We start from the raw sequence: 21,486 nt of genomic DNA, 5'->3' as shown, positions 1-21,486 counted from the left end.
TCCGGCAGCACCGGACGCCGCTCCCTCACCCGCGGCGGGTCACTCAATCGATAACCGTCATCCCGGCGAAGGCCGGGACCCATTTTCCAGAGACGGTTGTGCTGAGGCAACGCCCGTTGAACAGCCGGGAACAATGCCCGATGGCCTCTGGGAAATGGGTTCCGGCCTTCGCGGGAACGACGGGGTTAGTGCGGGCTGCAACACCGCTCGTGACGACGTGAGCGCGGGTGGCAGCGGCGCGATGGTCGATTTATGCGGCGCAGTCGGAACGCCCGTTTCGTGTGGACTTCGTGGACTTCCGCAAACCGAAGACCGTGCCGCGTCAGCCCGCGTAGATCCAGACCAGCGCGGCGATCCCCGCCACGATCCGGTACCACGCGAACGGGGCGAAGCCGTAGCGGCTAATCACCGCGACGAAGGCGCGGACGACGATCACGGCGACGATGAACGCGACGACGAAGCCGATCGCGATGTCGTGGATTTCGCCCGCGTTGATCAGCGCGCGGTTGCTGACGAGTTCGAGGACGGTCGCGCCGAGCATCGTCGGGATCGCGAGGAAAAAGCTGAACTCGGCGGCGGTGCGGCGCTCGACGCCCATCGTCAGCGCCCCCATGATGGTGGCGCCCGACCGGCTGACCCCGGGGATCATCGCGAGGCACTGGGCGAGGCCGATGCCGAGCGCGGTCCGCACCGGGATCTCGGACACGCCGTTGACCGTGACGCGCTTCGCCATCCGCTCGATGATCAGGATCGCGATGCCGCCGACGATCAGCGCGACCGCGACGACCTCGGCGTGGCCGAGCAGCGCCTCGATCTTCTTGTGGAGGATGAAGCCGATCACCGCGGCGGGGATGAACGCGAGGAGGACGTTGCGGACGAAGCGCAGCGATACGGGATCACGCGAAAGGACGCCGCGGATCACCGTCATGAAGGTCCGCCAGTACAGCACGACGATAGCGAGGATCGCGCCGAACTGGATGACGATGTTGAACAATTTCCAGCTGTCGGGGTCGTAGCCGAGCAATTTCCCCGCGAGGATCAGGTGCCCGGTCGACGACACGGGGAGGAATTCGGTCACGCCCTCGACGATGCCGAGGATGATGATGTCGGTGAGGCTGTGGCCGGTGCCGCTGGCGGCAGCACTTGCGATCTGGACGCTGCTGGCGGCGGCGGCGATCAGGGACAGGGTCAAGCTTGTGTCTCCGGGTCGCGGTGAAAGCGGCCGGCGGTGCGATAGCGTTCGAGATACGCGGGCGCAACAGCCTCGAGCGGGGTCGGCGTGATGCCGATCGCATCGAGCCCCTGCACGCGCGCGACATTGTCCGACTGGAGCATTTCGAACTGCCCCGACGTCATCGGCACGAGCGGGACGATGTCCCCGGCGCGGCCCATCAGCTTCGCCGCGAAAGCGGGAACCTCGGCCATCGACTTGGTGCTGCGGATCTCGCGCATGATCCACGCTATGATGTCGCGGAAGGCATAAACCTTCGGCCCGCCGAGCTCGAAGGTCTTCCCGCCATACGCCGCCGGGTCGGCGAGCGTGGCGACGATCGCCTTCGCCACGTCGACGACGAACACCGGCTGGAAACGGGTATCGCCCGCAACGATCGGCACGACCGGGAGCGGGCCGCTCGCCATCGTGGCGAAGCGGTTGATGAACTGGTCCTCGGGACCGAAGACGATCGACGGGCGGACGATCGTCGCGTGCGGCAGCGCGGCAGTGACCGCCGCCTCGCCCGCGGCCTTGGTCGAGGCGTATTCGGCCTTGCTGCCGGCGTCGGCGCCGATCGCCGAGACCTGGACGAAGGCTGTGACGTTGGCGGCAGCGGCGGCGCGCGCGACGCTCGCGGCACCCTCGGCCTGGACGCCTGCGAACTTCTGCCCGCTGCGCTCGTCGAGGATGCCGACGAGGTTGACCCCGGCGTCGGCGTGGGTGAATGCCGCGGTCATGCTCGCGGCGTTGGTGACGTTCCCGCCGACGATCTCGATCTGGCCGAGCCCGCCCAACGGCTTGAGGAAGTTGGCGTTCTCGGGCGTCCGCACGACGACGCGGACCCGCGCGCCGGTCTTGACCAGCTCCTGGACGAGATACCGCCCAACGAAGCCCGACCCGCCGACGACGACGACGAGCCGGTCGATCAATGCAGAATTATTCCCGGCCATCGTCAGGCGATTCCCCGCTTGCTGCACAGTGGCGGGTCATGGCGCATCGTCCGCGCGTTTACAACGCCGGTGCGCGCGCGGGCCGCGCCGGGGTCGGGCGTTGCCCGCTTGGGCGTTCCGCCGTTGACAAGCCCCGCCCCCCTCTCTACGCCGCGCCACTCGGCTCACCGTGCCCTGGTGGCGGAATTGGTAGACGCGCCAGCTTCAGGTGCTGGTATTGGTAACGATGTGATGGTTCGAGTCCATTCCAGGGCACCAGTGACCCCCCTCCCCCGGGGTCGCGCGCACGCTACCGGCGGCGCGAACGAGGGTCGCTCCGATAGATCGCCAGCTTCCGCCGCGACCGGTCGCCCAACAGCTGCATCGCAACTGCCCATAAGGACAGTTTGAGTATCAGGCCCGGTGCATGCCGCTCGCGTAGCAAAGAACTGGCGTAGCGCAAGACGAGAGGTACACCAGGGCGATGACCGCCGCTGGCTTTCGCCAGTATTTCACGCGTGTGGACGTAGGAGTGGTGGTCGGGGTCGGTAATATTGGGGATGGGTAGGCCGTTCTCCGCCGCGATCGTCTTCAGGTGATGCAGCCTCTCCTTGTGCCGTTGGGCTTCGAGGGCGAATCTGACGGGGTTGAGCTTGCCGTGGTCGGAGAAGTTGGTCGCGTGATAGCGATAGCAGCCAAGCGCCCGGGTGATCTGGCGGACCTCCCCGAGCAACGGCGCGACGAGATAGGGGACGCCGTCGATGCTGTTCTCATAGTCGATGTCGCCGATGTAATCGAAGATGTCGGCACGGTGGACGTTGCCCGTGTTCGGCGGGGCGGCATAGGTCCCCTGCCGCTCGATCAGCTGGAGCAGGTCGGCGCGCGACTGGTCGCCCATCGCCGGCCACGGTTTGCCGACCGGCTCACCCTCCGGCCCAACGGGCAAGAGCTGGAACTGGACCTTGGCGACCCCGGGGGCGCAAACGGCAGCGACCGCGGTCAGGGCTCCGGGGAGGAGGTAGTCGTCGGAGTCGAGGAACAGGATGTAGTCCCCCGTCGTATGGGCGACCGCCCGCAGGCAGGTCCGCGCCTGGCCGAGGTTCTCGTGGAAGACCGGGGTGATCGCGGCCCCATACGATCGGATGATCTCGGGGGAGGCATCGGTCGACCCGTCGTCGACGACGATGACCTCCTTGTCGGCATAGTCCTGCTGCAGCGCGCTATCGATCGCCTGCCCGAGATACGCGGCATAGTTGTACGAGTTGACGATGACCGTCAGTCGTGGGGCCGACGTGCCCCGGTCGGCGACACCCGGCACGTCAGGCGCCGAATGAGTTTAGCGGTCGGGGTCCGGCAGTCAGGCGGCGGGTCAGCGCAAGCTCCTCAGTCTTCATCGGCATCCCGGTCCAGCGTCGCATCGATCAACCAACGCGACACTTCGCAAAACGCGCCACTCGACTGAACCCCCTTAAGACAGGGCCAGCCCCGGCGGCGGCGCTGTTAAGTATGATACTTGCGGCTCCGGCTCGAAACGGGCGTGAATCGTGTTGCCACCTTGCCGGTAACTTGTAGGTAATGGTTGTGAAACGAGTGTTAGCGTGCGTGAGCGAGGATCGTGATGGACATTCCCCTGATTCGCCCCAATCCGCCGAAACTGTCGACGATGGTCGACCGGGTCCGCGAGATCGAAGACTCGGGCATCTATAGTAATTCCGGACCGGTCGTTCAGCGCTTCGAGCAGGCGATCACCCAGCAGCTGTTCGGCGGCCGCGGCGCCTGCCTCGCGGTCAATAACGCGACCCTGGGGCTGATGATTGCCATCAAGAGCCAGACCTACCGCATGGACCCCGCGCGCCGCCTCGCGCTGCTGCCGGCCTTCACCTTCGCCGCGACCGGGCACGCCGCGCATTGGGCCGGATTGACGCCGCTGCTGGTCGACTGCGACGAGGACGAGTGGACGTTGTGCGAGAAGGCCGAGCAGCGGCTGCTGTCGGAGCATCGCGGGCGGATCGCGGCGATCGTCCCGTACGCCACCTTCGGCACCTCGATCGACCTCGAGCGCTACGCCTGGATCGCCCGCCGCCACGACATCGCGGTCGTAATCGATGCCGCCGCCTCGCTCGGTACCCTCGACGAGTCCGGGCGCGGTTTCGGCACCGACTGCCAGTTCCCCGTGGTCTTCTCGATGCACGCAACCAAGACCTTCGCGACGTCGGAGGGCGGGCTGATCTATTGCGCGGCCCCTGCCAAGATCGAGACGATGCGGGCGATGTCGAACTTCGGCTTCGAGTCGGGCCGATCGGCGACGCTGCCCGGGATCAATGCCAAGCTCGCCGAGATCCCTGCCCTTTTGGCCGAGGCGAAGCTGGCCGAGATCGAGGACATCGCCGCGCATCGCTATGCCCTCGCCCAGCGCTATCGGCGCCAGCTGAGCAACTTCGCCTTCCAGCGCGCGCGCGGTCATCGCCAGGCCCCCCAGTTCATGCCGCTGCTCCTGCCCGCGTCGCTCGCCAAGCATCGCGCCGCGATCATCGCCAGCCTGAGCGAATCCGGGATCGGCGCCGGGACGTACTTCAGCCCGCATCTCGGCGAGCAGCCGTGGTTCCGCGAGATCGCGGTCATCGACCCGCTCCCCGTCACCGCCGACATCTCGACCCGCATCCTGTCGCTGCCCATCACCGATTCGATGACCGAAGCCGACGTCGACCGCGTCGCCGAAACGCTGGTCGCGATCTGCGCCCGGCTTCCGCGGTCGATCCCCGCGACGGCGTTGCCCCGCGACCGGGTGCTAAGCACGGTCATCATCGGCGGCGGGCCGGCCGGGACGGCAATCCTGTGCGCGGCGGCACGGTCGGGCAAGCTCGAACAGATGGCGGCGGATGGCATCGCCGTCATCGACCGCAGCGTGGCGATCGGCTCGGGGATGCTCGGGCATTATGCCATCACCTCCGACAGCACCGCCGAGACCTTCCTTAGCGCCAATGCGGCGCTACCCAAGGGAGCCGGGCGCGAGATTGGAGACGCCAGCCGCGCGCTCGAAGACCACAAGGGCGCGTTGGGCGTGCCGCTGACGAAGGTCGGCACCTACCTCGAGAAGTTCGGCGACATTCTGACACGGCGGATGGTGTCGCTCGGCGGCGAGGTCCTGCGCGGGCACGAGGTGATCTCCGCCCAGCGCACCTGCGACGGCCTTTGGTCGGTCCGGGCGCGGTGCATCGCCGACGGCAAGTCGATCGTCCTGACCGCGAGGAACCTCGTCCTTGCCACCGGCGGGCACCAGCCGGCGCGGGTCATCGCCGAGGAGAAGGTTGCCGGGCGAACGCTCGTCGAACGCTGCGGCGACCGGCTGATCCAGTCGGATACCATCCTGAGCGTCGGCGGGCTCGAGCGGGTCGCCGAACTGCTGCCGAAGAACCGCCCGGCGCGAATCGTGATCGTCGGCGGCTCGACCAGCGCCGCGACCTCGGCCGCGCTGATGCTGCGCGACCGGGCAGACAAGCACTTCCAGGTCGAGCGGGTCATGGTCATGTCGCGGCGGCCGTTCCGCCTGTTCTATCCCTCGGCAGATGCCGCGCGCGCCGATGGCTATAGCGACTTCGACGAGGACGATATCTGTCCCCTGTCGGGTTTCGTCTACCGCCTTGCCGGACTGCGCCTCGAAGCGCGTGAGCTGATCATCCATGCGCTTGGCATCGGCGGGCGATCGGGCGATCCGCGGCTACGCCTCCACCGGTTGGCCGGGGCGAGTGATCCCGCTGCCGAAGCGGCGCTCGACACGGCCGATCTCGTCATCGCAGCATTCGGCTACCGCCCCAACGCGCTGCCGCTGTTCGACGAGAATGGCCGCGACATTCGCCTACGGAGCGATGGCCTCGCTGCCGGATCGATGGTTGACGATAGCTGCCGCGTCGTCGACTCAGCCGAGCTGCCGCTCGATGGGGTCTATGGCGTCGGACTGGCCTCGGGGTTCGTCCCCGCCGGCCGCTTCGGCGGGGAGCGGAGCTTCCAAGGTCAGGCGAATGGCCTGTGGACGTGGCAGAATCCCGTAGGCGAGATGATCGTTGATCAGCTCACGGCCTTGCGCGTCGACGAGGTGCCGGGGCTTCGGATCACTGCCTGATCCGCTGTGTCGAACGTCACCGTCGCCACCAGCCCGCCGGTCTCCGCGTTCCGCAGGCTAACGGTGCAGCCGATACGGCGGGCGAGCAGCCGGGCAATCGTCAGCCCTAGTCCCGATCCCTGACCGCTCGACCGCGCCGTATCGAGGCGGCGAAACGGATCGAACACGCGGTCGAGGTCGGCGAACGGGATGCCAGGACCGCGATCGGCGACGTGGATGCTGGTGCCGCGGTCCGCGACGTCGACCCAGATTTCGGCGCTGCCGCCGTAAAGCAGCGCGTTGTCGATCAGGTTGGCGACGATCCGGCGCAAGGCATCGGGCTGCGTCCGCGCGATGATCCGCGACGGCGTCCGTAATGAGACCGGCTGCCCGACGTCCTGCGCGTCCTCGCACAGGCTCGCCACCAGCGCGCCGATGTCGACCGGGACCAGCGCGGCCTCACTGCCGCGCGACAGCCTCGCCAGCTCCAGCCCTTCCTCGATCAGCGCCGTCATCGCCTGTGCGTCGCCAATGAGCTTGTCGCGCAGGACCACATCCTCGATGCCGTCGAGACGCAGCCGCATCCGGGTCAACGGACTGCGCAGGTCGTGCGAGATCGCGGCGAGCATGTACGTCCGCTCTTCCACCGTCCGGCGCAGCTGAACCTGCATGTCGTTGAACGCGATGATCGCCCGTCGAACGTCGCCGGGACCGGTCGCCGCTACCGGCGCGGCATCGAGGTCGGCGGCGATGGCCTGCGCGGCAGCCCCAAGCCGTGCGATCGGCCGCGCCGCCATCCGGGCGACGACCAGCGCGAGCGCCACCACGGCAAGCCCAAGCGCAACAAGGAACGAGGCACTCGCAACCGGCTCGGTCGGCCCCGGGCGGGGCGGCGCATCGACGGCGAGGACAATCGGCCGGCCCGTCCCGAGCGCGAGGCGGACCGCATAACAGATTGGGCGCGGCGGGCGCGGCGGATGGGGGGCGTCAACCGATGGCAAGGACGGGCGCGGCGCGGCGCGGCAGGCCGCCGCCTCGACGATGTTGACGGTGACGTCGTGCGCGTCGGCAACACGCTGGATGATCCGCTGCGCGATCGCGGGTGCCGCTTCGCCAATGGGGAGCCGATCGAGGCGGCGGGTGCCGGGCGGCGGCGGACCTTCGTCGAGGGCCGCGACGATCCGGTCGACGACGCGGTCGGCGCGTTCGGCCGACACTTCGGCGCGACGCTCGAAGACCGCCAGCAGCGACGCGACCAACGCCGCAGCGGCGATGCCGATGATCAGCACCATGAAGATCCGCCCGGCCATCGAATCGACGAAGTGGCGGAGCGTGCTCAGCACTGCTCGACTGCCTCGCTGAAGACATAGCCGCGCCCGCGCACCGTCTTGATGATCGGCGAGCCGTCGAGATCGTCGCCCAGCTTGCCGCGCAGCCGGCTGATCCGCAGGTCGATCGAGCGATCGAGCGCGGCATCGTCCGTGCCGCCGGTCAGGCGGTGGAGAACCTCGCGCGGCAACACCTTGCCGCGGTGTGCGATCAGCGTCGCGAGCAGCCGGTATTCACTGCCCGACAGCGGAACGATCAAGCCGTCCGCCGCGACCAGATGCCGACGGCGGTGGTCGAGCCGCCATATGCCGAAGCGAACCTCGGCGGGTTCGCTCTCGGGCACCGGCTCGCCGAGCGGGATCGCCGCGGTCCGGCGCAGGACGCTGCGGATGCGGGCGAGTAGCTCCCGCGGCTCGAACGGCTTGGCGAGATAGTCGTCGGCACCGATCTCCAGCCCGATCACCCGGTCGATCGGGTCGCCCCGCGCAGTGAGCATGATGATCGGCACGTTGCCGGTCCGGCGCAGCCAGCGGCACACGTCGAGCCCGCCCTCGCCGGGCAGATTGAGGTCGAGGACGACCAGCGCGACGTCGCCGTGCCGGCCGAGCAGCGTCCGCAGCGCCGTGCCGTTCGATGCCTCCGACACGTGATAGCCGTTCGCCCGGAGCATCGCTGCGACCAGCGCGGCAATCTCGCGGTCGTCCTCGACGACGATGATGTGCGGTTCGTCCTGCATCGTTCGCCTCTGCCTTAAATGCCAGATCGGGTCTCCGGCAAATGGTGTCGAACCGCCGTCGCTTCGGCCGACGGGTACACTTCGACGCGCGATTTGCCCGGCTCGATACACTGCGACACGCTTTGCCCGGATCGGGCCGCAGTCTGGCCGGATAGCCCGATCACGCCCTGTCGGCTGATCGGCCAGAGCGGCGCGTCCGGTTCGTTTCCCGCCGCGTACTCATCATCGGGCGCGCACGATGATCGTGTTCCTGCAGCTATCTCACGGCCTTGGGGTCCATCTTCGGGGCTGTGGACCGGGCAATAACTGGCGAGGCAAAACGGATGGCAACAGGGGCAATGGCACAATCTCGTCCGGGAGATGATGCGAGCGAGGTCAAGCGCGCGAAGACTGCGCTTCAGGCGCTCAATTTCTTCATGGCCGACCTGCAGGCGGGGATCGGGCCGTTCCTCGGCGTCTTCCTCCAGCAGCGCGGCTGGGCGACCGGACCGATCGGCACGGTGATGACCGTCGGCGGGATCGCCGGAATGATCATGACCGTGCCGGCCGGTGCGTTCATCGATCACACCGAGAAGAAGCGGCTGGTGGTGATCGTCACCGGCATCTGCACCGTGATGGCGTCGTTCCTGATCCTGCTGTCGCAGTCGGGCTGGGTCGTGACGGTGAGCCAGGTCGCGACCGCGATCGCCGGAGCCGCGATCGGCCCGGCGGTCACGGGCATGACGCTCGGTGTCGTCCGGCAGAACGGCTTCAACGCCCAGAACGGCCGCAACCAGGCGTGGAACCACGCGGGCAACATGGTTGGCGCCGGCCTGTCGGGCTGGCTCGGCTGGAAGTTCGGCATGCCGGCGATCTTCTATCTTGCGGCAGTGTTCGGCGTGCTCGCGATCATCACCGTGATGATGATCCCGGAGGCGGCGATCGATCACCAGGCGGCGCGAGGGCTGGAAAACGAGGGCGGCGGCGAGGACGATGCGGAGGATGGAAAAGCCGAGGGCTTCCGGGCACTGCTCAAGAACAAGCCGATGCTGATCCTCGCGGCGGCGCTGGCGTGCTTCCATCTCGGCAACGGCGCCATGCTGCCGCTCTACGGTCTTGCCGTCGTCGGAGCCGGCAAAGGCAACCCCGCGCTGTTCACCGCGACGACGGTCGTCGTTGCGCAGGCGGTGATGATCGTCGCGTCGCTTGTCGCGATGCGGATGTCCGCCGGAAAGGGATACTGGCTGGTGCTGTTGATCTCGTTCGCGGCCTTGCCGCTACGCGGCTTTCTCGCGGGCACCTTCATCGAGAATTGGGGCGTCTGGCCGGTCCAGGCGCTCGATGGTATCGGCGCCGGACTGCAGAGCGTCGCGGTGCCCGGGCTTGTTGCGTGTCTTCTCGCGGGCACCGGCCGGGTCAACGTCGGCCAGGGCGCGGTGATGACGGTCCAGGGCCTCGGCGCATCGCTGAGCCCGGCGATCGGCGGCTGGATCGCACAGGGACTCGGCTATCACATCGCCTTCTACATCCTCGGCAGCTTCGCGCTGGCCAGCCTCGCGCTGTGGATCGTGTTCGCACGCACCATCGAGGGAGCCTGCGAGAGCGCCGCCAACCCAGACAACGGTGACCCCCAGTCGGCCTGAGTGGCAACAGCATGTCGCCAAAGCGAGAGAGATTTACCCTGATCGCGGGTGACGATCTACGATAAGGGGCGTGGCAGATCGCGCAAATGAGGGTGCAAAATGGTCGAGCCTGCTGACGCCAAGGAAATGATCGACGAGGCGATCGAGCGCGCCGAAACCGAACGGTCGTCGGTCGATTCGGTCGAGCGTGCCAACGAGCGCCGCTTCCGCGACCGGGTCTCGCTCCTCGTCGGCGTCCTCGCGGTATCGCTGGCGATCGTCCACATGGCGGCAGCCGGCGCGGCGCGCAAAAGCCTGCTGAGCGGCATCGCGGCCTCGGATACCTTCAACTACATGCAAGCGAAAATCATCCGCGAGACCGTCGTCAAAGCCGCCGCGAAATCGACCGCGGCGAGCGATGCCGACCGGCAAGCGTGGGTTGCCGAGGCCGCGCGGCTGCGCGGCCCGGACAAGGCCGGGCATGGGATCAACCAACTCGAAGCCACCGGCCAGCGCGAACGGCAGGCAGGTGAACAGGCCGCGACCGCCGGTGAAGGCTACGAACTCGGCGAGACGGCACTGCAGATGGCCATCGTCCTGCTGTCGATTGCGCTGGTCGCGCGCTCGCGGCCGATCGTCGGGGGCGCGGTCATCCTCGCGATTGCCGGCATCGCCCTCGCCGTCATGACCGCTGCGGGCGTGACTATCCTGTAGTCGAGGGAACACCGTCGCCGGTCAGCCCGGCGGATGTTCAGGCTTCCTGTCCTTCTGCTCGGGTTCAGCCTTCGCATGGGCAGGATCGGCCTTCGGCCGCTCCATCGGCCGCGGCTTTGCTGCGGCGTCTTGCTTGCGTTGGGCGTCAGAGGCAGCTCGCGTTCTCCCTGCGGCCGCGGCCTCCTGGCGCTGCGCGTCGACGGCCTGCGCTCTGGCCGCCGCCTGGGCGTGCTGCGAGTCGGCCATCGCGCGAGACTTGTCGCGTTCCGCAGCGGCCGTCTGTTGGCGTTGGGCGGCCGCCTGCTGGTGTCGTACTTCAGCTGCAGCGCGGGCGTTGGACGCTTGCTGATGCTGCGCGTCGGCTGCGGCGCGCGCCTGATCGCGTTCTGCTGCCACCGCCTGCTGACGCTGCGCCGCCGCGGCTTCGGCCAACTGTTTGCGCTGTGCCGCCTGTTGGCTCTGCGCAGCCTGCTGGCGTTGAGCATCGGCAGCGCGTTGTTCGTCGCGGCTAGCGTGCTGGCGTTGGACCTCCGCAGCGCGCTGCTGGCTCTGCAGCGCCTGCTGGCGCTGGACCTCGGCGGCACGTTGCTCGTCGCGGTTGGCCTGCTGAGTGCGCGCAGCTGCTAACCGTGCTTCGGCTTCATCGTGCGCGGCCCCCGCGGCGGAAGCTCGCGCCGCATCGCCCTCGCGGCGCGCCTCGGCCTGACTTCGCGCTGCTCCCGCTGCTGCTGCTGCCGCCTGAGCGCGAGCCGCATCGGCAGCGCGCGCGTCGCCGCCATTACCGGGCCCCGGCTGAAAAGTTGCCGGTCCGCGCGGTGAACCGGGATTATACCCGCCGTTGCCGCCGCCGAAGCGCGTATCGTCGCGGCGGTTATCGCGCTCGCGGGTTATTGCCACCGTGGCGACGGCAACGCCGGCACCGATGGCTGCGGCATAGGCCGTGCGGCGGTTGGCCTCGTCCTGCCAGCGGCGCCGCTCCTCATCCTGATGGGCATCGTGCCATGCCTGCCAGTCGGCGTCGCGGGCGCGCGCATCGTCATACGCCTGCTGCCGCGCGGCGAAGTCGGCGCGACGCTCCTGCCACTCGGCGGCATAAGCGGCCTGGCGCTGATCATACTGCGCGGCGTGATAAAGCGCTCGCGCCCGCGACAGATAGGCGGCTGCCTGCGCCGCGCGCTGCTCGGCATAAAGATCGGCGAGCGGAGCACCATCGGGGCCGTAGACCGCGACCAGCGCGCCGTCCTCATACGCATAGCCGCCCTGCGGATCGGCGACGTAGAACGGCTGCTCCGCACCGGCCTGATAGTAATAATAGCGTTCGCCCTGAGGCAGTTGCTCGGCGACGCGATACGCCCCGTCGTTCGCCCTCCAGACCCAAGGCCGGGTGCCCTGATAGTCGACGGTATAGTCGGGCGGCGTGCTGCCGAACGCTTTGTTGTATTGAACCGCGCGATCGACGTAGCGGTACCGCTCGGCGGGCCGCACAGCCACGCGCACTTTTGTTGCACTCGGCGGCAACACAGCGGGCGCTGCAGCGATCGGCGCGGGCGGCGTTGCGGTCGCCAGCGGCAGCGCGGCAATCGGCGCGGCGGTCGCCGGCTGGGTGCCGCTTGCCGGAGTTGCCGGGGATTGGTTGCAGGCGGCGAGCGCCAGCGAGGCAGCGACGGTCGCGAGTGCAAGGCGCGAAGCGGTAAACCGGGCAGATGTCATCACGTGTCCCCATCAACAACTGCCGTGACGATGGACGGCGCGCGCTGAACGCGGGACGAACAAACCCGTTTCAGCCTGCCATATGGGGGGAGCCGCCAGGTGCGGCGGCTCCCCGCCCAGTCACGCGACCTTTGGCAGGCGGTCGATGAACTTGTCGAGGGTGATCGGGTAGTCGCGAACGCGGACCCCGGTGGCGTTGTAGACCGCGTTGGCGATCGCCGCGCCGACGCCGCAGAGGCCAAGCTCGCCGACACCCTTGGCCTTCATCGGCGACGACAGCACGTCGACTTCATCGAGGAAGACGACCTCCTGATGCGGGATGTCGGCGTGGACCGGCACCTCGTACGTGGCGAGGTCATGATTGACGAAGTAGCCGAAGCGCTTGTCGACCGCGAGTTCCTCCATCAACGCTGCGCCGACGCCCATCGTCATCGCGCCGATGACCTGGCTGCGCGCCGACTTCGGGTTGATGATCCGACCTGCGGCACAGACCGCGAGCATACGCCGGACGCGGGTTTCGCCGGTGTAGGCGTTGACGCCGACCTCGACGAAATGCCCGGCGAAAGTCGACTGCTGGAAGCGCTTATCGAGGTCGCCATATTCGATATGGTCCTCGACGGTCAGGTCGCCGTCCTTCGCCGCGTCGCCGATCGCGACGCTGCGATTGCCCGCGCGGACCTTGCCGCCGCTGAATTCAGCGTCGGCGGAGTTGAAGCCGAGCTTCTGCGCGACTGCCTCGCGAAGCTTGGTACACGCGGCATAAACCCCCGAGGTCGAGTTGTTCGCGCCCCACTGCCCGCCCGATCCAGCCGATGCCGGGAAGTCGGAATCACCGAGCATCACGACGACCTTGTCGAGCGGCAGGCCCATCATCTCGGCCGCAGTCTGCGCGATGATCGTGTAGGTGCCGGTGCCGATATCGGTCATGTCGGTCCGGACGGTGACGACGCCGTGGCGGTCGAGGCTGACCTTCGCACCCGACTTGGTCAGCATATTGTTGCGGAAGCCGGCGGCCATGCCCATGCCGACCAGCCACTGCCCATCGCGCACCTGCCCGGGCTTGGCGTTACGCTCGCTCCAGCCGAAGCGCTCGGCCCCGAGGTGCATGCACTCGACCAACTGGCGCTGCGAGAATTTGCGCTCGGGCTTTTCCGGATCGACCTGCGTGTCGTTCTTGGCGCGGAAGTCGATCGGATCCATGCCGAGCTTCTCGGCCATCTCGTCCATAGCGATCTCGAGCGCCATCAGACCGGGAGCCTCGCCGGGCGCGCGCATCGCGTTCCCCTCGGGCAGGTCCATCACGGCAAGCCGCATCAGTGTCATGCGATTGGCCCCGGCATACAGCAGCTTGGTCTGCGACACCGCAGTCTCGGGCTTGCCGTCGGGCAGGTTGCCCGACGTGCTCTCGTGCGCGATCGCGGTGATCGTGCCATCGCGGTCCGCGCCGATGCGAATGCGCTGGATCGTCGCCGCCCGATGGGTCGAATTGTTGAACATCATCGGCCGCTGCATCGTGACCTTGACCGGCCGCCCCGCCGCCTTGGCCCCGAGCGCCGCCAGCGGAGCATCGGCGCGAACGAACAGCTTCCCGCCAAAACCGCCGCCGATATACGGCGAGTCGATGCGCAGGTTGGCCTCCGGGATGCTCAGCGTCTTGGCGAGGTCCTTCTTGCCCCAGGTGATCATCTGGTTCGATGTCCAGATCGTCAGCTTATCGCCGTTCCACGCGGCGATGCTGGCGAACGGCTCCATCATCGCATGGCTTTCATCGGGCGTCGTGTAGATCGCGTCGAGCTTGACCGGGGCCGAGGTAAACGCGCCTTCGAAATTGCCGACACGGTCGATCTTGGGGGCGCTGCTGCCCTCGCCGCTGCCACCGCCTTCAAGCGGCGCGCTCGGCGCCAGTTCAGCGAGATCGAACCTGCCCTTGCCCCTCGCGTAAGTCACCCGCACGAGATTGGCGGCGGCCCGCGCCTGCTCGAACGTCTCGGCGACGACGAGTGCGATCGCCTGATGATAATGCGCGACATCGGCACCGCCAAACAGGTGAGCGACATTATGCTCCGCCAGCGGCAGCTTCGGCATGTCGAGTGTCGACACGATGGCGATCACGCCCGGAGCGGCCTTTGCCTCAACGAGGTCCATCGCCGTGATGCGTCCCGTGGCGATCGCCGAGCCGACGATATAGCCGTACGCCTGATTGGGTGCGACGTCGTGGCGTTCGTACGCGTACGGCGCAGTGCCGGTCGTCTTGAACTTGCCGTCGATTCGATCGGTGGGCTTGCCGACGAGCTTGAGCTGGTCGATCGGGTTCTGACCCGCGGGAGTGTCGAACTTCATGCTGCCCTCGCTTCGGCCATGACCGCGCCGAGCGTTCGCTCGACGAGTGGCACCTTGAATGCATTATCGTGGGTCGGCTTCGCGTCGGCGAGCAACCGCGTCGCGACCGCATGGGCCCCTTCCGGCAATGCGGCGTCCGCTGCCGCAACCCGCCACGGCTTGGGCGCGATCCCGCCGATTGCGACGCGGCCGCTACCGTCTCGCTGGACGATCGCCGCGACGGAGACGAGTGCGTACGCATAAGACGCGCGGTCGCGGACCTTGTGGTAGATGTGCGTCCCGCCAAGCGGACGCGGCAAAGTCACCGCCGTGATGAGTTCGCCGTGCGCCAACGCGTTGTCGATCTGCGGGGTCTTACCGGGCAGCACGTGGAAGTCGCTGATCGCGATGTTACGCTTCGCACCGTCGGGGCGGATCGTTTCCACCGTCGCGTCGAGCAGCCGCATCGCGACCGCCATGTCGCCCGGGTAGGTGGCGATGCAGGCGTCGCTCGTCCCGATGATCGCGAGCTGGCGGCTGCAACCACCGATCGCGGCGCAACCCGATCCCGGGCGGCGCTTGTTGCACGCCTGGTTGGTGTCGTAAAAATACGGGCATCGCGTGCGCTGGAGCAGGTTGCCGGCGGTCGTCGCCTTGTTGCGCAACTGGCCCGACGCACCCGCGACGATCGCTCGCGTAAGCACGCCGTAATCTCGACGGACCCTGTGGTCGGCGGACAGGTCGGTATTGCTTACAAGGGCACCAATGCGGAGGCCGCCTTCAGCAGTTGCCTCGATGGTGTCGAGCTTGAGCCCGTTGACGTCGACGATGTGCGTGGGTGTTTCAATCTCGAGCTTCATCAGGTCGAGCAGGTTGGTGCCGCCGGCGATGAACTTCGCGTCCGGCTGACGGGCGACTGCCGCAGCGGCTTCGGCCGGGCTCGTGGCCCGCTCATAGGTAAAGGCCTTCATGCCCGCGCTCCCGCGACTTCGGTCATCGCTTCGAGGATGTTGGAATAGGCACCGCAGCGACAGATGTTGCCGCTCATCCGCTCACGCATTTCGTCGTTGGTTACGACTGGCTTCTCGGTCAGGCTTCCGGTGACATGGCTCGGAACACCGGCCGCAATCTCGGCAAGCACGGATACGGCCGAGCAGATCTGGCCCGGGGTGCAATAACCGCACTGATAGCCGTCGTGCTTGATGAATGACGCCTGCATCGGATGCAGATGCTCGGGCGTCCCGATCCCCTCGATCGTCGTGATCTTGTCGCCCTCGTGCATGACCGCAAGGCTCAAGCACGAATTGATCCGCTTGCCGTCGACGATCACGGTGCACGCCCCGCACTGGCCGTGATCGCAGCCTTTCTTGGTCCCGGTGAGCTGAAGATGCTCGCGGAGCGCATCGAGCAGGGTGGTGCGCGTATCGAGCTTGAGGTCGCGACGCGTGCCGTTAACGACGAACGAGACGCCCATCACCGTCGGCGGACTCGACGGCACGACGCCCTGCGCCTCGGCACCCGACACTTGCGTCAGCGCCGCCGTCGCAGCACCCGCCGCGAGGACGCTGCGACGTGAAATTTCGAGGTCGATCGTGGGGGTCATAGAAATCCGATCCGGCAAGCGCGCCAGTGAGTGTACGCGCTTAACGGCCGGAAAGCTGGTTCCGCTCCCATGACCCCGACCAAAAAGACGTCAGGGGCATCAAACCGCACGTGGTCGACCGAGATTAGCGCCGTTCGGAACGGGCCGAGGTGGCGGCTACCGAGAGGTCGGCGGTAACGTTTGTGACGGTGTAGAAGATGTCGGGGATGACATCGACCGCGAGGAACAGCGGCAGCAGGTCGATCGGCAGGTTCGCCGCGAGCAGCGCCGGGGCATAGGCCGCGAAAAAGGTCGTCTGGTTCGGCAGCCCGGCGATGATCAGCGTGCCGAGGATCGATAGCCCGCCGACCGTCGCGAGCGTGGCGGCGGTAAGATGCGCGCCTGTGAGATGCGCGGTCGCGAGCGTCACGATAACAATCGAGGCGGGCGCGGCGAGCCTGAACAGCGCGACCGCTAGCGGGAGAATGGCGGCGGGCGCGCTCGCCGATCCCGCCGGGGTCAACCGGCCGGCGGCGGCAAGCATCGCGGGGAGCGCGGCGAGCGACGATTGGGTGCTCGCGGCGACCGCCTGCGGCTCGAGCGCCGCCCGGGCGAACGACACCACCGGCACGCGCCCGGCCAGCGCCGCGAGCGCATACATCGCGACGCCGAGGACGACGGTGACCGTGATCTGCGTGCCGACGTAGCTCGCAAGCGCTGACCCTGCGCCCAGCCCAAGCCGTGCGCCGAGGGCGAAGCCAAGCGCGGCGACACCGATCGGCGCAAGTGCGAGTACCCAACCAACGATCACAAGGATGATCTCCGCCGCCTGCGCCAGGGCATCGAGGATCGTCCGCGTCCGCTCAGGTGGCAGGCGTGCCGCCGCGACGCCGAACAGCAGAGCGAAGATCGCAAGTGGCGGGATCGCGCCTTCGGCCGCGGCGGCAACGAGGTTTGGGGAAACGAGGCCGAGCAGCGCATCGCCCGATCCGGCAAAGTGCCCCGGGACCGGCGTCCCTGCCCCGCGCAGCGCCGCGAGCGACGCCGGATCCGGCGCCCACGCCGACAGCAACGGCGGCCCGAGCAACATCGCGGCGGCGGCGGAGACGACCAGCAGGAACAGGCCGAGCACCGCCGCACGGCGGATCACGGCGCCGCCGCTCGCCGCCGCGATCGCCCGCGCGGTGCCGGTCGCGGTCAGCGTGACGACGAGCGGCAGGACGGTCATCCGCAGCGCATCGAGCCACAGGGTTCCGACGAGGTTCGCCGCTGCCAGCGCATCGGTCGCGGGCCAGCCGCGGGCAATCGTCAGCGCTCCCGCCGCGATCCCGATAATCAGTCCGGCGAGCGTCGCGAGGGTACGGTTCACGCGGCGTGGCGGAGGTTCGCCGGGATAACCTGCGCGGAGAAGCGCTCCATCTCCTCGATCTGCGGGCTCATCTGGAGAAGGAGGAGATCGAGCCCGGCGGCCTCGAACTCCTCGATCCGCGCGGCAACGTGCTCGGGGGTGCCGACGAGGCCAGGACGGAGGCCGCGGTTGCTCACCGAATACTCGCGGATCTTGAGCTCGCGTTCGAGCTGGGTGCCCGACAACCACTGGTCGAAGTTGTCGAACCCCGGCGGCGGAGTGTCGCCCATATCGGTGATGCGCGCGACCTCGGCGTCGGCTTCGCGCGAGCTGTCGCGGACGATGGCATACGCGGCCATGCCGTAGATCATCGGCTTGAGGCCAAGCCGCTCGCGCCGCGCGCGCATGTCGGCGATCTTGGCGGCAATGATCGTGGGCTCGTCGCCGTGCATCACATAGGCGTCGCACTGCCCGGCGATCAGCGCCTTGGCAGCCTCGGACTCACCGCCCGCATAGCGGATCGGCTTGGCGACCGGCTTGGGCGCGAGGATGGCGTCCTCGGTCCGGTAGATCTTCCCGTCGAAGCTGAAGCGCGGCTCGCTCCAAAGCCCGTCGACGACGCGCAGCCATTCCGACGTCCGCGCATATCGGTCGTCGTGGGCGTCGAACTGGAGGCCGTATTGGCGCGCTTCCTCGGCCCACCACGACGACACGACGTTGAGGCTCAACCGCCCGCCGCTGATGTTCTGAATGTTCGCGGCTTGCTTTGCGAACAGCGCCGGCTGGTGGAAGTTGGGCCGGACCGCGACCATCAATTCGAGCCGCTTGGTCACCGCCGCGAGCGCCGCCGCCGTCGACCAGGCGTCGAGCGCGGGGGCATCGATCCCCTTGATGTCGTTTAGATTGAGCTCGGCAACGAGAGTCAGGTCATAACCGATCTGCTCGGCGCGGACGCAGAGGTCGCGGGTGTATTCCCAGCTCGCCGACATCCGCTCGTCGGCGACGTTGCGCAGCCAGCCGCCGAAGACCGGAGCCCAAAACCCGTAGCGCATGATCAGGTCCTTTTCGCAGCGATGGCCGCTTCGAGATAGTCGACCAGCTGCTCATGCGGGTCCCAGCCGAGGACGTCGAGCGGCTTGGCGACGAAGTTCGACAGCGCGTTGACATCGTAAAACTTCGCGGTGCCGTCGCGGTCGTCGATCATCACCTCAATACCGCCGACGTCGAGCCTTGCGGCACGTGCGATCCGCTCGGCAGCATCGATCAGTTTAGGCGCAGGATCGGCCCGCGTCATCCCGATCGCGCCCGGTCCGCGTCCGATCTCGCAGGCATCGGCGGGGCACAGGTCGAAGCTGTCGGCGGGGCTCTCGATGTCGATCGCGTAGAGGAACTTGCCGTCGAGCGTCTCGATCCGCGTCACGATCCCGTCGCGGGCCGGGATGTACTCCTGCACCAGCAGCACGCGGTCGACGCTTTCGGGGGTCGTCTTATCGGCGATCGACTGGGCTAGCTCGTCGGCGCTCTGATAGCGAACGATGCCCGCGCCCGACCCGCCGATGTTCGCCTTGACGATGAGCGGGAAACCGATCTCCCGCGCCGCGGCGGGCAGGTCGGCCGCCCGGTGGACGATGCGCGTCCGCGGGATACCGAGCCCAAGCCCGGCGATCAGCGACAACTGCCGGGCCTTCGACCGGTCAACTGCAATGACCTCCGCCCCATTGATCACCCGGGCACCGCACGCGGACCAATGCGCGAACAGCGCCTCGGCATAGAATATCGCATGATCGGCCTCGCGCAGGAAACTCGACATCGCGACGCGGCTGAGCACGACGGGGGACGGCGGCTTTGGATCGGCGGGATCGAAGCGGTGGTCGGACAGGTGCAACGCCTCGTAGCGCACCCCTCGCCGGTCGAGCGCGGCGAATAACGGCACGAACCACGCGGGATGCTCGTACAGGATTGTGAGATCGGTTGTCATCGATCACAGATAGCATTCGCAGGCCCGGTGTCATCAGTGATGGTATCGCTATCATGATACTGTCGATCGATCGTTGCCGCGACGGAACCTTCACGCCGCCCGAATGTCCTACTCGGCACACGCATAGGGAACGGCCATGACCGAATTTACTCCGCCGACGACACGGCGGTTGTTCCCGCTTTTCCGCTCGGTATTCGGCTTTGCCTCCGCCTGCTTCGCCGGCGCGCTGGTCACCGACATCGTCTACGCCGACAATGCTGACATGCAGTGGTCGAATTTCTCGATGTGGCTGATCACCGCCGGGCTCATCGTCGCCGCGCTGGCTGCGATTGTCGGCCTCGTGGAACTCGCGACCAGCCGTCCCGGGCATTGGTTTCGGACCGGTTGGGCGCTGCCAGTCGGATCCGCCGCCGCGAGTATCGTCTCGGTGTTCAACGCTTTCGTCCACAGTCGCGACGCCTATGAGTCGGTCGTTCCAACCGGTCTGACGCTCTCGATCGTGGTCGTCGTGATCCTGTTGCTCATTCCCTTCTTTGAGCGCGGCGCGCGCGCCGCCCGTTTCGCATGAAAGCTTATCGCATGACCGCTCTCCGCCCGCTGCTCGTCGGTGCCGGCCTGCTCGCGCTCGCCGCGTGCGGCGACAAGTCGACGATCGATCCGAAAACTCAGATCGGGGCGAACCCGGTTCTTCCCGAGCCGCAGGCGTATCTCCTGCCGCCGATGGATGTGCCGAAAGCGGTCGGGTGGAGCGGCACCCAAACGCCGGTCGTCCCGGCAGGGCTGCATATCGAGGCGCTCGCGACCGGGCTGCTTCATCCTCGGACGATGACCGTCCTGCCCAACGGCGACGTCCTGATCGTCGAAACCAACGGCCCCAAAGCCCCGATCTATCGCCCGAAGGACAAGATCGCGGGCATGATCAAGGCCGAGGGCGGGGCGAGCGCGAAGGGCGGCAACCGCATCACGCTCGTCCGCTACGGCGCCGACGGCAAGCCGACGCTGCGGACGATTTTCCTGTCGGGTCTCCATTCGCCGTACGGTGTCGTACTGGTCGGCAGCGACCTTTACGTCGCCAACACCGATGCGGTCCTGCGCTTCCCGTACCACGACGGCGACACCCAGATCACCACGCCCGGCGTGAAGCTGACCGACCTCCCCGGTGGGCCGATCGACCATCACTGGACCAAGTCGATGGTCGCGAGCGCCGACGGGTCGAAGCTGTATGTCGGCGTCGGGTCGAACAGCAATATCACCGAGAACGGCATGGCCGCCGAGATCGGCCGTGCTGCGGTATGGGAGATCGACCGCGCGACCGGTGCGTCGCGGCTGTACGCGACCGGGCTGCGCAACCCGACCAACCTGACGCTCGCGCCGAGCGGTCAGCTGTGGGCGGTGGTCAACGAGCGCGACGAGCTCGGCCCCGATCTCGTCCCCGACTATATGACGAGCGTCAAGGAAGGCGCGTTCTACGGTTGGCCGTACAGCTATTACGGTCAGCACCTCGATCCGCGCGTCAAGCCGCAGCGCCCTGCACTCGTCGCCACCGCGATAAAGCCCGACTATGCGCTGAGTTCGCACGTCGCCCCGCTCGGCATCACATGGTACGATGCGGCGAGCCTGCCTGCTGCCTATCGCGGCGGGATGTTCGTCGGGGAACACGGCAGCTGGGACCGCAGCCCGGTCAGCGGCTACAAGGTCGTCTTCATCCCGTTCAAGGACGGCAAGCCCGCCGGCATGGCGCAGGACGTCATCACCGGCTTCCTCGGCGACGGCAACACGACACACGGCCGCCCGGTCGGCCTCGCAGTCGACAAGTCGGGGGCGCTGCTCGTTGCCGATGACGTCGGCAATACCGTCTGGCGCGTGACCGGCACAGCGACGCAGACGGCGATGAACGACACGCGGCGCTAACGAGCGGCGGCGTGCTG

General features: G+C 67.6%; 17 protein-coding genes and 1 tRNA gene. 6 read left to right on the top strand and 12 right to left on the bottom strand.

The genetic code is table 11. The features are described 5' to 3' along the window. Positions 1-322 precede the first annotated feature (322 nt). A complete protein-coding gene (locus KZX46_RS12330) occupies positions 323-1,150 on the bottom strand; it encodes an undecaprenyl-diphosphate phosphatase (protein ID WP_219776978.1) in 828 nt (275 codons plus the stop codon). Between the two features lie 38 nt (positions 1,151-1,188). Beyond that, on the bottom strand, positions 1,189-2,163 hold the full coding sequence (locus tag KZX46_RS12325; protein WP_219776816.1) for a complex I NDUFA9 subunit family protein: 975 nt from the start codon (positions 2,161-2,163) through the stop codon (positions 1,189-1,191). 171 nt (positions 2,164-2,334) lie between these two features. Here KZX46_RS12325 and KZX46_RS12320 point away from each other — a divergent pair. Continuing rightward, positions 2,335-2,421, top strand: a tRNA-Leu gene (locus KZX46_RS12320). Positions 2,422-2,452: 31 nt separating this feature from the next. Here the strand turns inward: KZX46_RS12320 and KZX46_RS12315 are convergent. Next, the gene (locus tag KZX46_RS12315) at positions 2,453-3,460 is read right to left on the bottom strand and encodes a glycosyltransferase family 2 protein (RefSeq protein WP_219776815.1); all 1,008 of its coding nucleotides are present in this window, start codon (positions 3,458-3,460) and stop codon (positions 2,453-2,455) included. Positions 3,461-3,760: 300 nt separating this feature from the next. Between KZX46_RS12315 and KZX46_RS12310 the strand changes: the two genes are divergently transcribed. Beyond that, the gene (locus KZX46_RS12310) at positions 3,761-6,262 is read left to right on the top strand and encodes a DegT/DnrJ/EryC1/StrS family aminotransferase (RefSeq protein WP_219776814.1); all 2,502 of its coding nucleotides are present in this window, start codon (positions 3,761-3,763) and stop codon (positions 6,260-6,262) included. Here the strand turns inward: KZX46_RS12310 and KZX46_RS12305 are convergent. Both KZX46_RS12305 and KZX46_RS12300 read right to left on the bottom strand, forming a co-directional pair. Then, positions 6,208-7,584 (bottom strand): sensor histidine kinase KdpD, encoded by a 1,377-nt coding sequence (locus KZX46_RS12305; protein WP_219776813.1) that lies wholly within the window; start codon positions 7,582-7,584, stop codon positions 6,208-6,210. The two genes, KZX46_RS12310 and KZX46_RS12305, sit on opposite strands and share 55 nt — an antisense overlap. Further along, positions 7,578-8,306, bottom strand: a complete 729-nt coding sequence (locus tag KZX46_RS12300; protein WP_219776812.1) for a response regulator — start codon at positions 8,304-8,306, stop codon at positions 7,578-7,580. Before KZX46_RS12300 ends, KZX46_RS12305 begins: the two co-directional genes overlap by 7 nt. 338 nt (positions 8,307-8,644) lie before the next feature. On the opposite strand from KZX46_RS12300, the gene KZX46_RS12295 reads away from it, so the two are divergent. Together KZX46_RS12295 and KZX46_RS12290 are read left to right on the top strand one after the other, a co-directional pair. Next, entirely contained in the window at positions 8,645-9,928 is a 1,284-nt protein-coding gene (locus KZX46_RS12295) for an MFS transporter (RefSeq protein WP_219776811.1), read from the top strand. A 99-nt stretch (positions 9,929-10,027) separates the two neighbouring features. Further along, complete coding sequence (locus tag KZX46_RS12290) at positions 10,028-10,621, top strand: DUF4337 family protein (protein WP_219776810.1); 594 nt, start codon at positions 10,028-10,030, stop codon at positions 10,619-10,621. 21 nt (positions 10,622-10,642) lie between these two features. On the opposite strand, the gene KZX46_RS12285 is transcribed toward KZX46_RS12290, so the two are convergent. From KZX46_RS12285 to KZX46_RS12255, 7 genes are all read right to left on the bottom strand, one after another. After that, positions 10,643-12,331, bottom strand: a complete 1,689-nt coding sequence (locus KZX46_RS12285; RefSeq protein WP_219776809.1) for a hypothetical protein — start codon at positions 12,329-12,331, stop codon at positions 10,643-10,645. Positions 12,332-12,451: 120 nt separating this feature from the next. Then, positions 12,452-14,671, bottom strand: coding sequence for an aldehyde oxidoreductase molybdenum-binding subunit PaoC (gene paoC / locus KZX46_RS12280; protein ID WP_219776808.1), 2,220 nt, complete (start codon positions 14,669-14,671; stop codon positions 12,452-12,454). Continuing rightward, positions 14,668-15,621 (bottom strand): xanthine dehydrogenase family protein subunit M, encoded by a 954-nt coding sequence (locus KZX46_RS12275; RefSeq protein ID WP_219776807.1) that lies wholly within the window; start codon positions 15,619-15,621, stop codon positions 14,668-14,670. Before KZX46_RS12275 ends, paoC begins: the two co-directional genes overlap by 4 nt. Further along, positions 15,618-16,253: an aldehyde dehydrogenase iron-sulfur subunit PaoA gene (paoA, locus tag KZX46_RS12270; protein WP_219776806.1), complete on the bottom strand. Its 636-nt coding sequence runs from the start codon at positions 16,251-16,253 to the stop codon at positions 15,618-15,620. Before paoA ends, KZX46_RS12275 begins: the two co-directional genes overlap by 4 nt. Before the next feature lie 124 nt (positions 16,254-16,377). Beyond that, positions 16,378-17,601, bottom strand: a complete 1,224-nt coding sequence (locus KZX46_RS12265) for a dicarboxylate/amino acid:cation symporter (RefSeq protein WP_219776805.1) — start codon at positions 17,599-17,601, stop codon at positions 16,378-16,380. Beyond that, positions 17,598-18,632: an LLM class flavin-dependent oxidoreductase gene (locus KZX46_RS12260; protein WP_219776804.1), complete on the bottom strand. Its 1,035-nt coding sequence runs from the start codon at positions 18,630-18,632 to the stop codon at positions 17,598-17,600. The genes KZX46_RS12265 and KZX46_RS12260 overlap by 4 nt, the downstream gene beginning before the upstream one ends. A 2-nt stretch (positions 18,633-18,634) precedes the next feature. Beyond that, on the bottom strand, positions 18,635-19,558 hold the full coding sequence (locus tag KZX46_RS12255) for a RimK family alpha-L-glutamate ligase (protein WP_219776803.1): 924 nt from the start codon (positions 19,556-19,558) through the stop codon (positions 18,635-18,637). A gap of 136 nt (positions 19,559-19,694) precedes the next feature. Between KZX46_RS12255 and KZX46_RS12250 the strand changes: the two genes are divergently transcribed. Both KZX46_RS12250 and KZX46_RS12245 read left to right on the top strand, forming a co-directional pair. Further along, complete coding sequence (locus KZX46_RS12250; RefSeq protein WP_216708784.1) at positions 19,695-20,126, top strand: DUF2231 domain-containing protein; 432 nt, start codon at positions 19,695-19,697, stop codon at positions 20,124-20,126. A gap of 11 nt (positions 20,127-20,137) precedes the next feature. After that, positions 20,138-21,469, top strand: coding sequence for a sorbosone dehydrogenase family protein (locus KZX46_RS12245; RefSeq protein WP_216708783.1), 1,332 nt, complete (start codon positions 20,138-20,140; stop codon positions 21,467-21,469). The last annotated feature ends 17 nt before the right edge of the window (positions 21,470-21,486 follow it).

It is taken from the genome of Polymorphobacter sp. PAMC 29334, from assembly GCF_019431245.1.
Taxonomy (GTDB): domain Bacteria; phylum Pseudomonadota; class Alphaproteobacteria; order Sphingomonadales; family Sphingomonadaceae; genus Polymorphobacter_B; species Polymorphobacter_B megasporae.
Note: the sequence above shows the minus strand (reverse complement) of the source record. Positions and strands in the feature narration are given on the sequence as shown.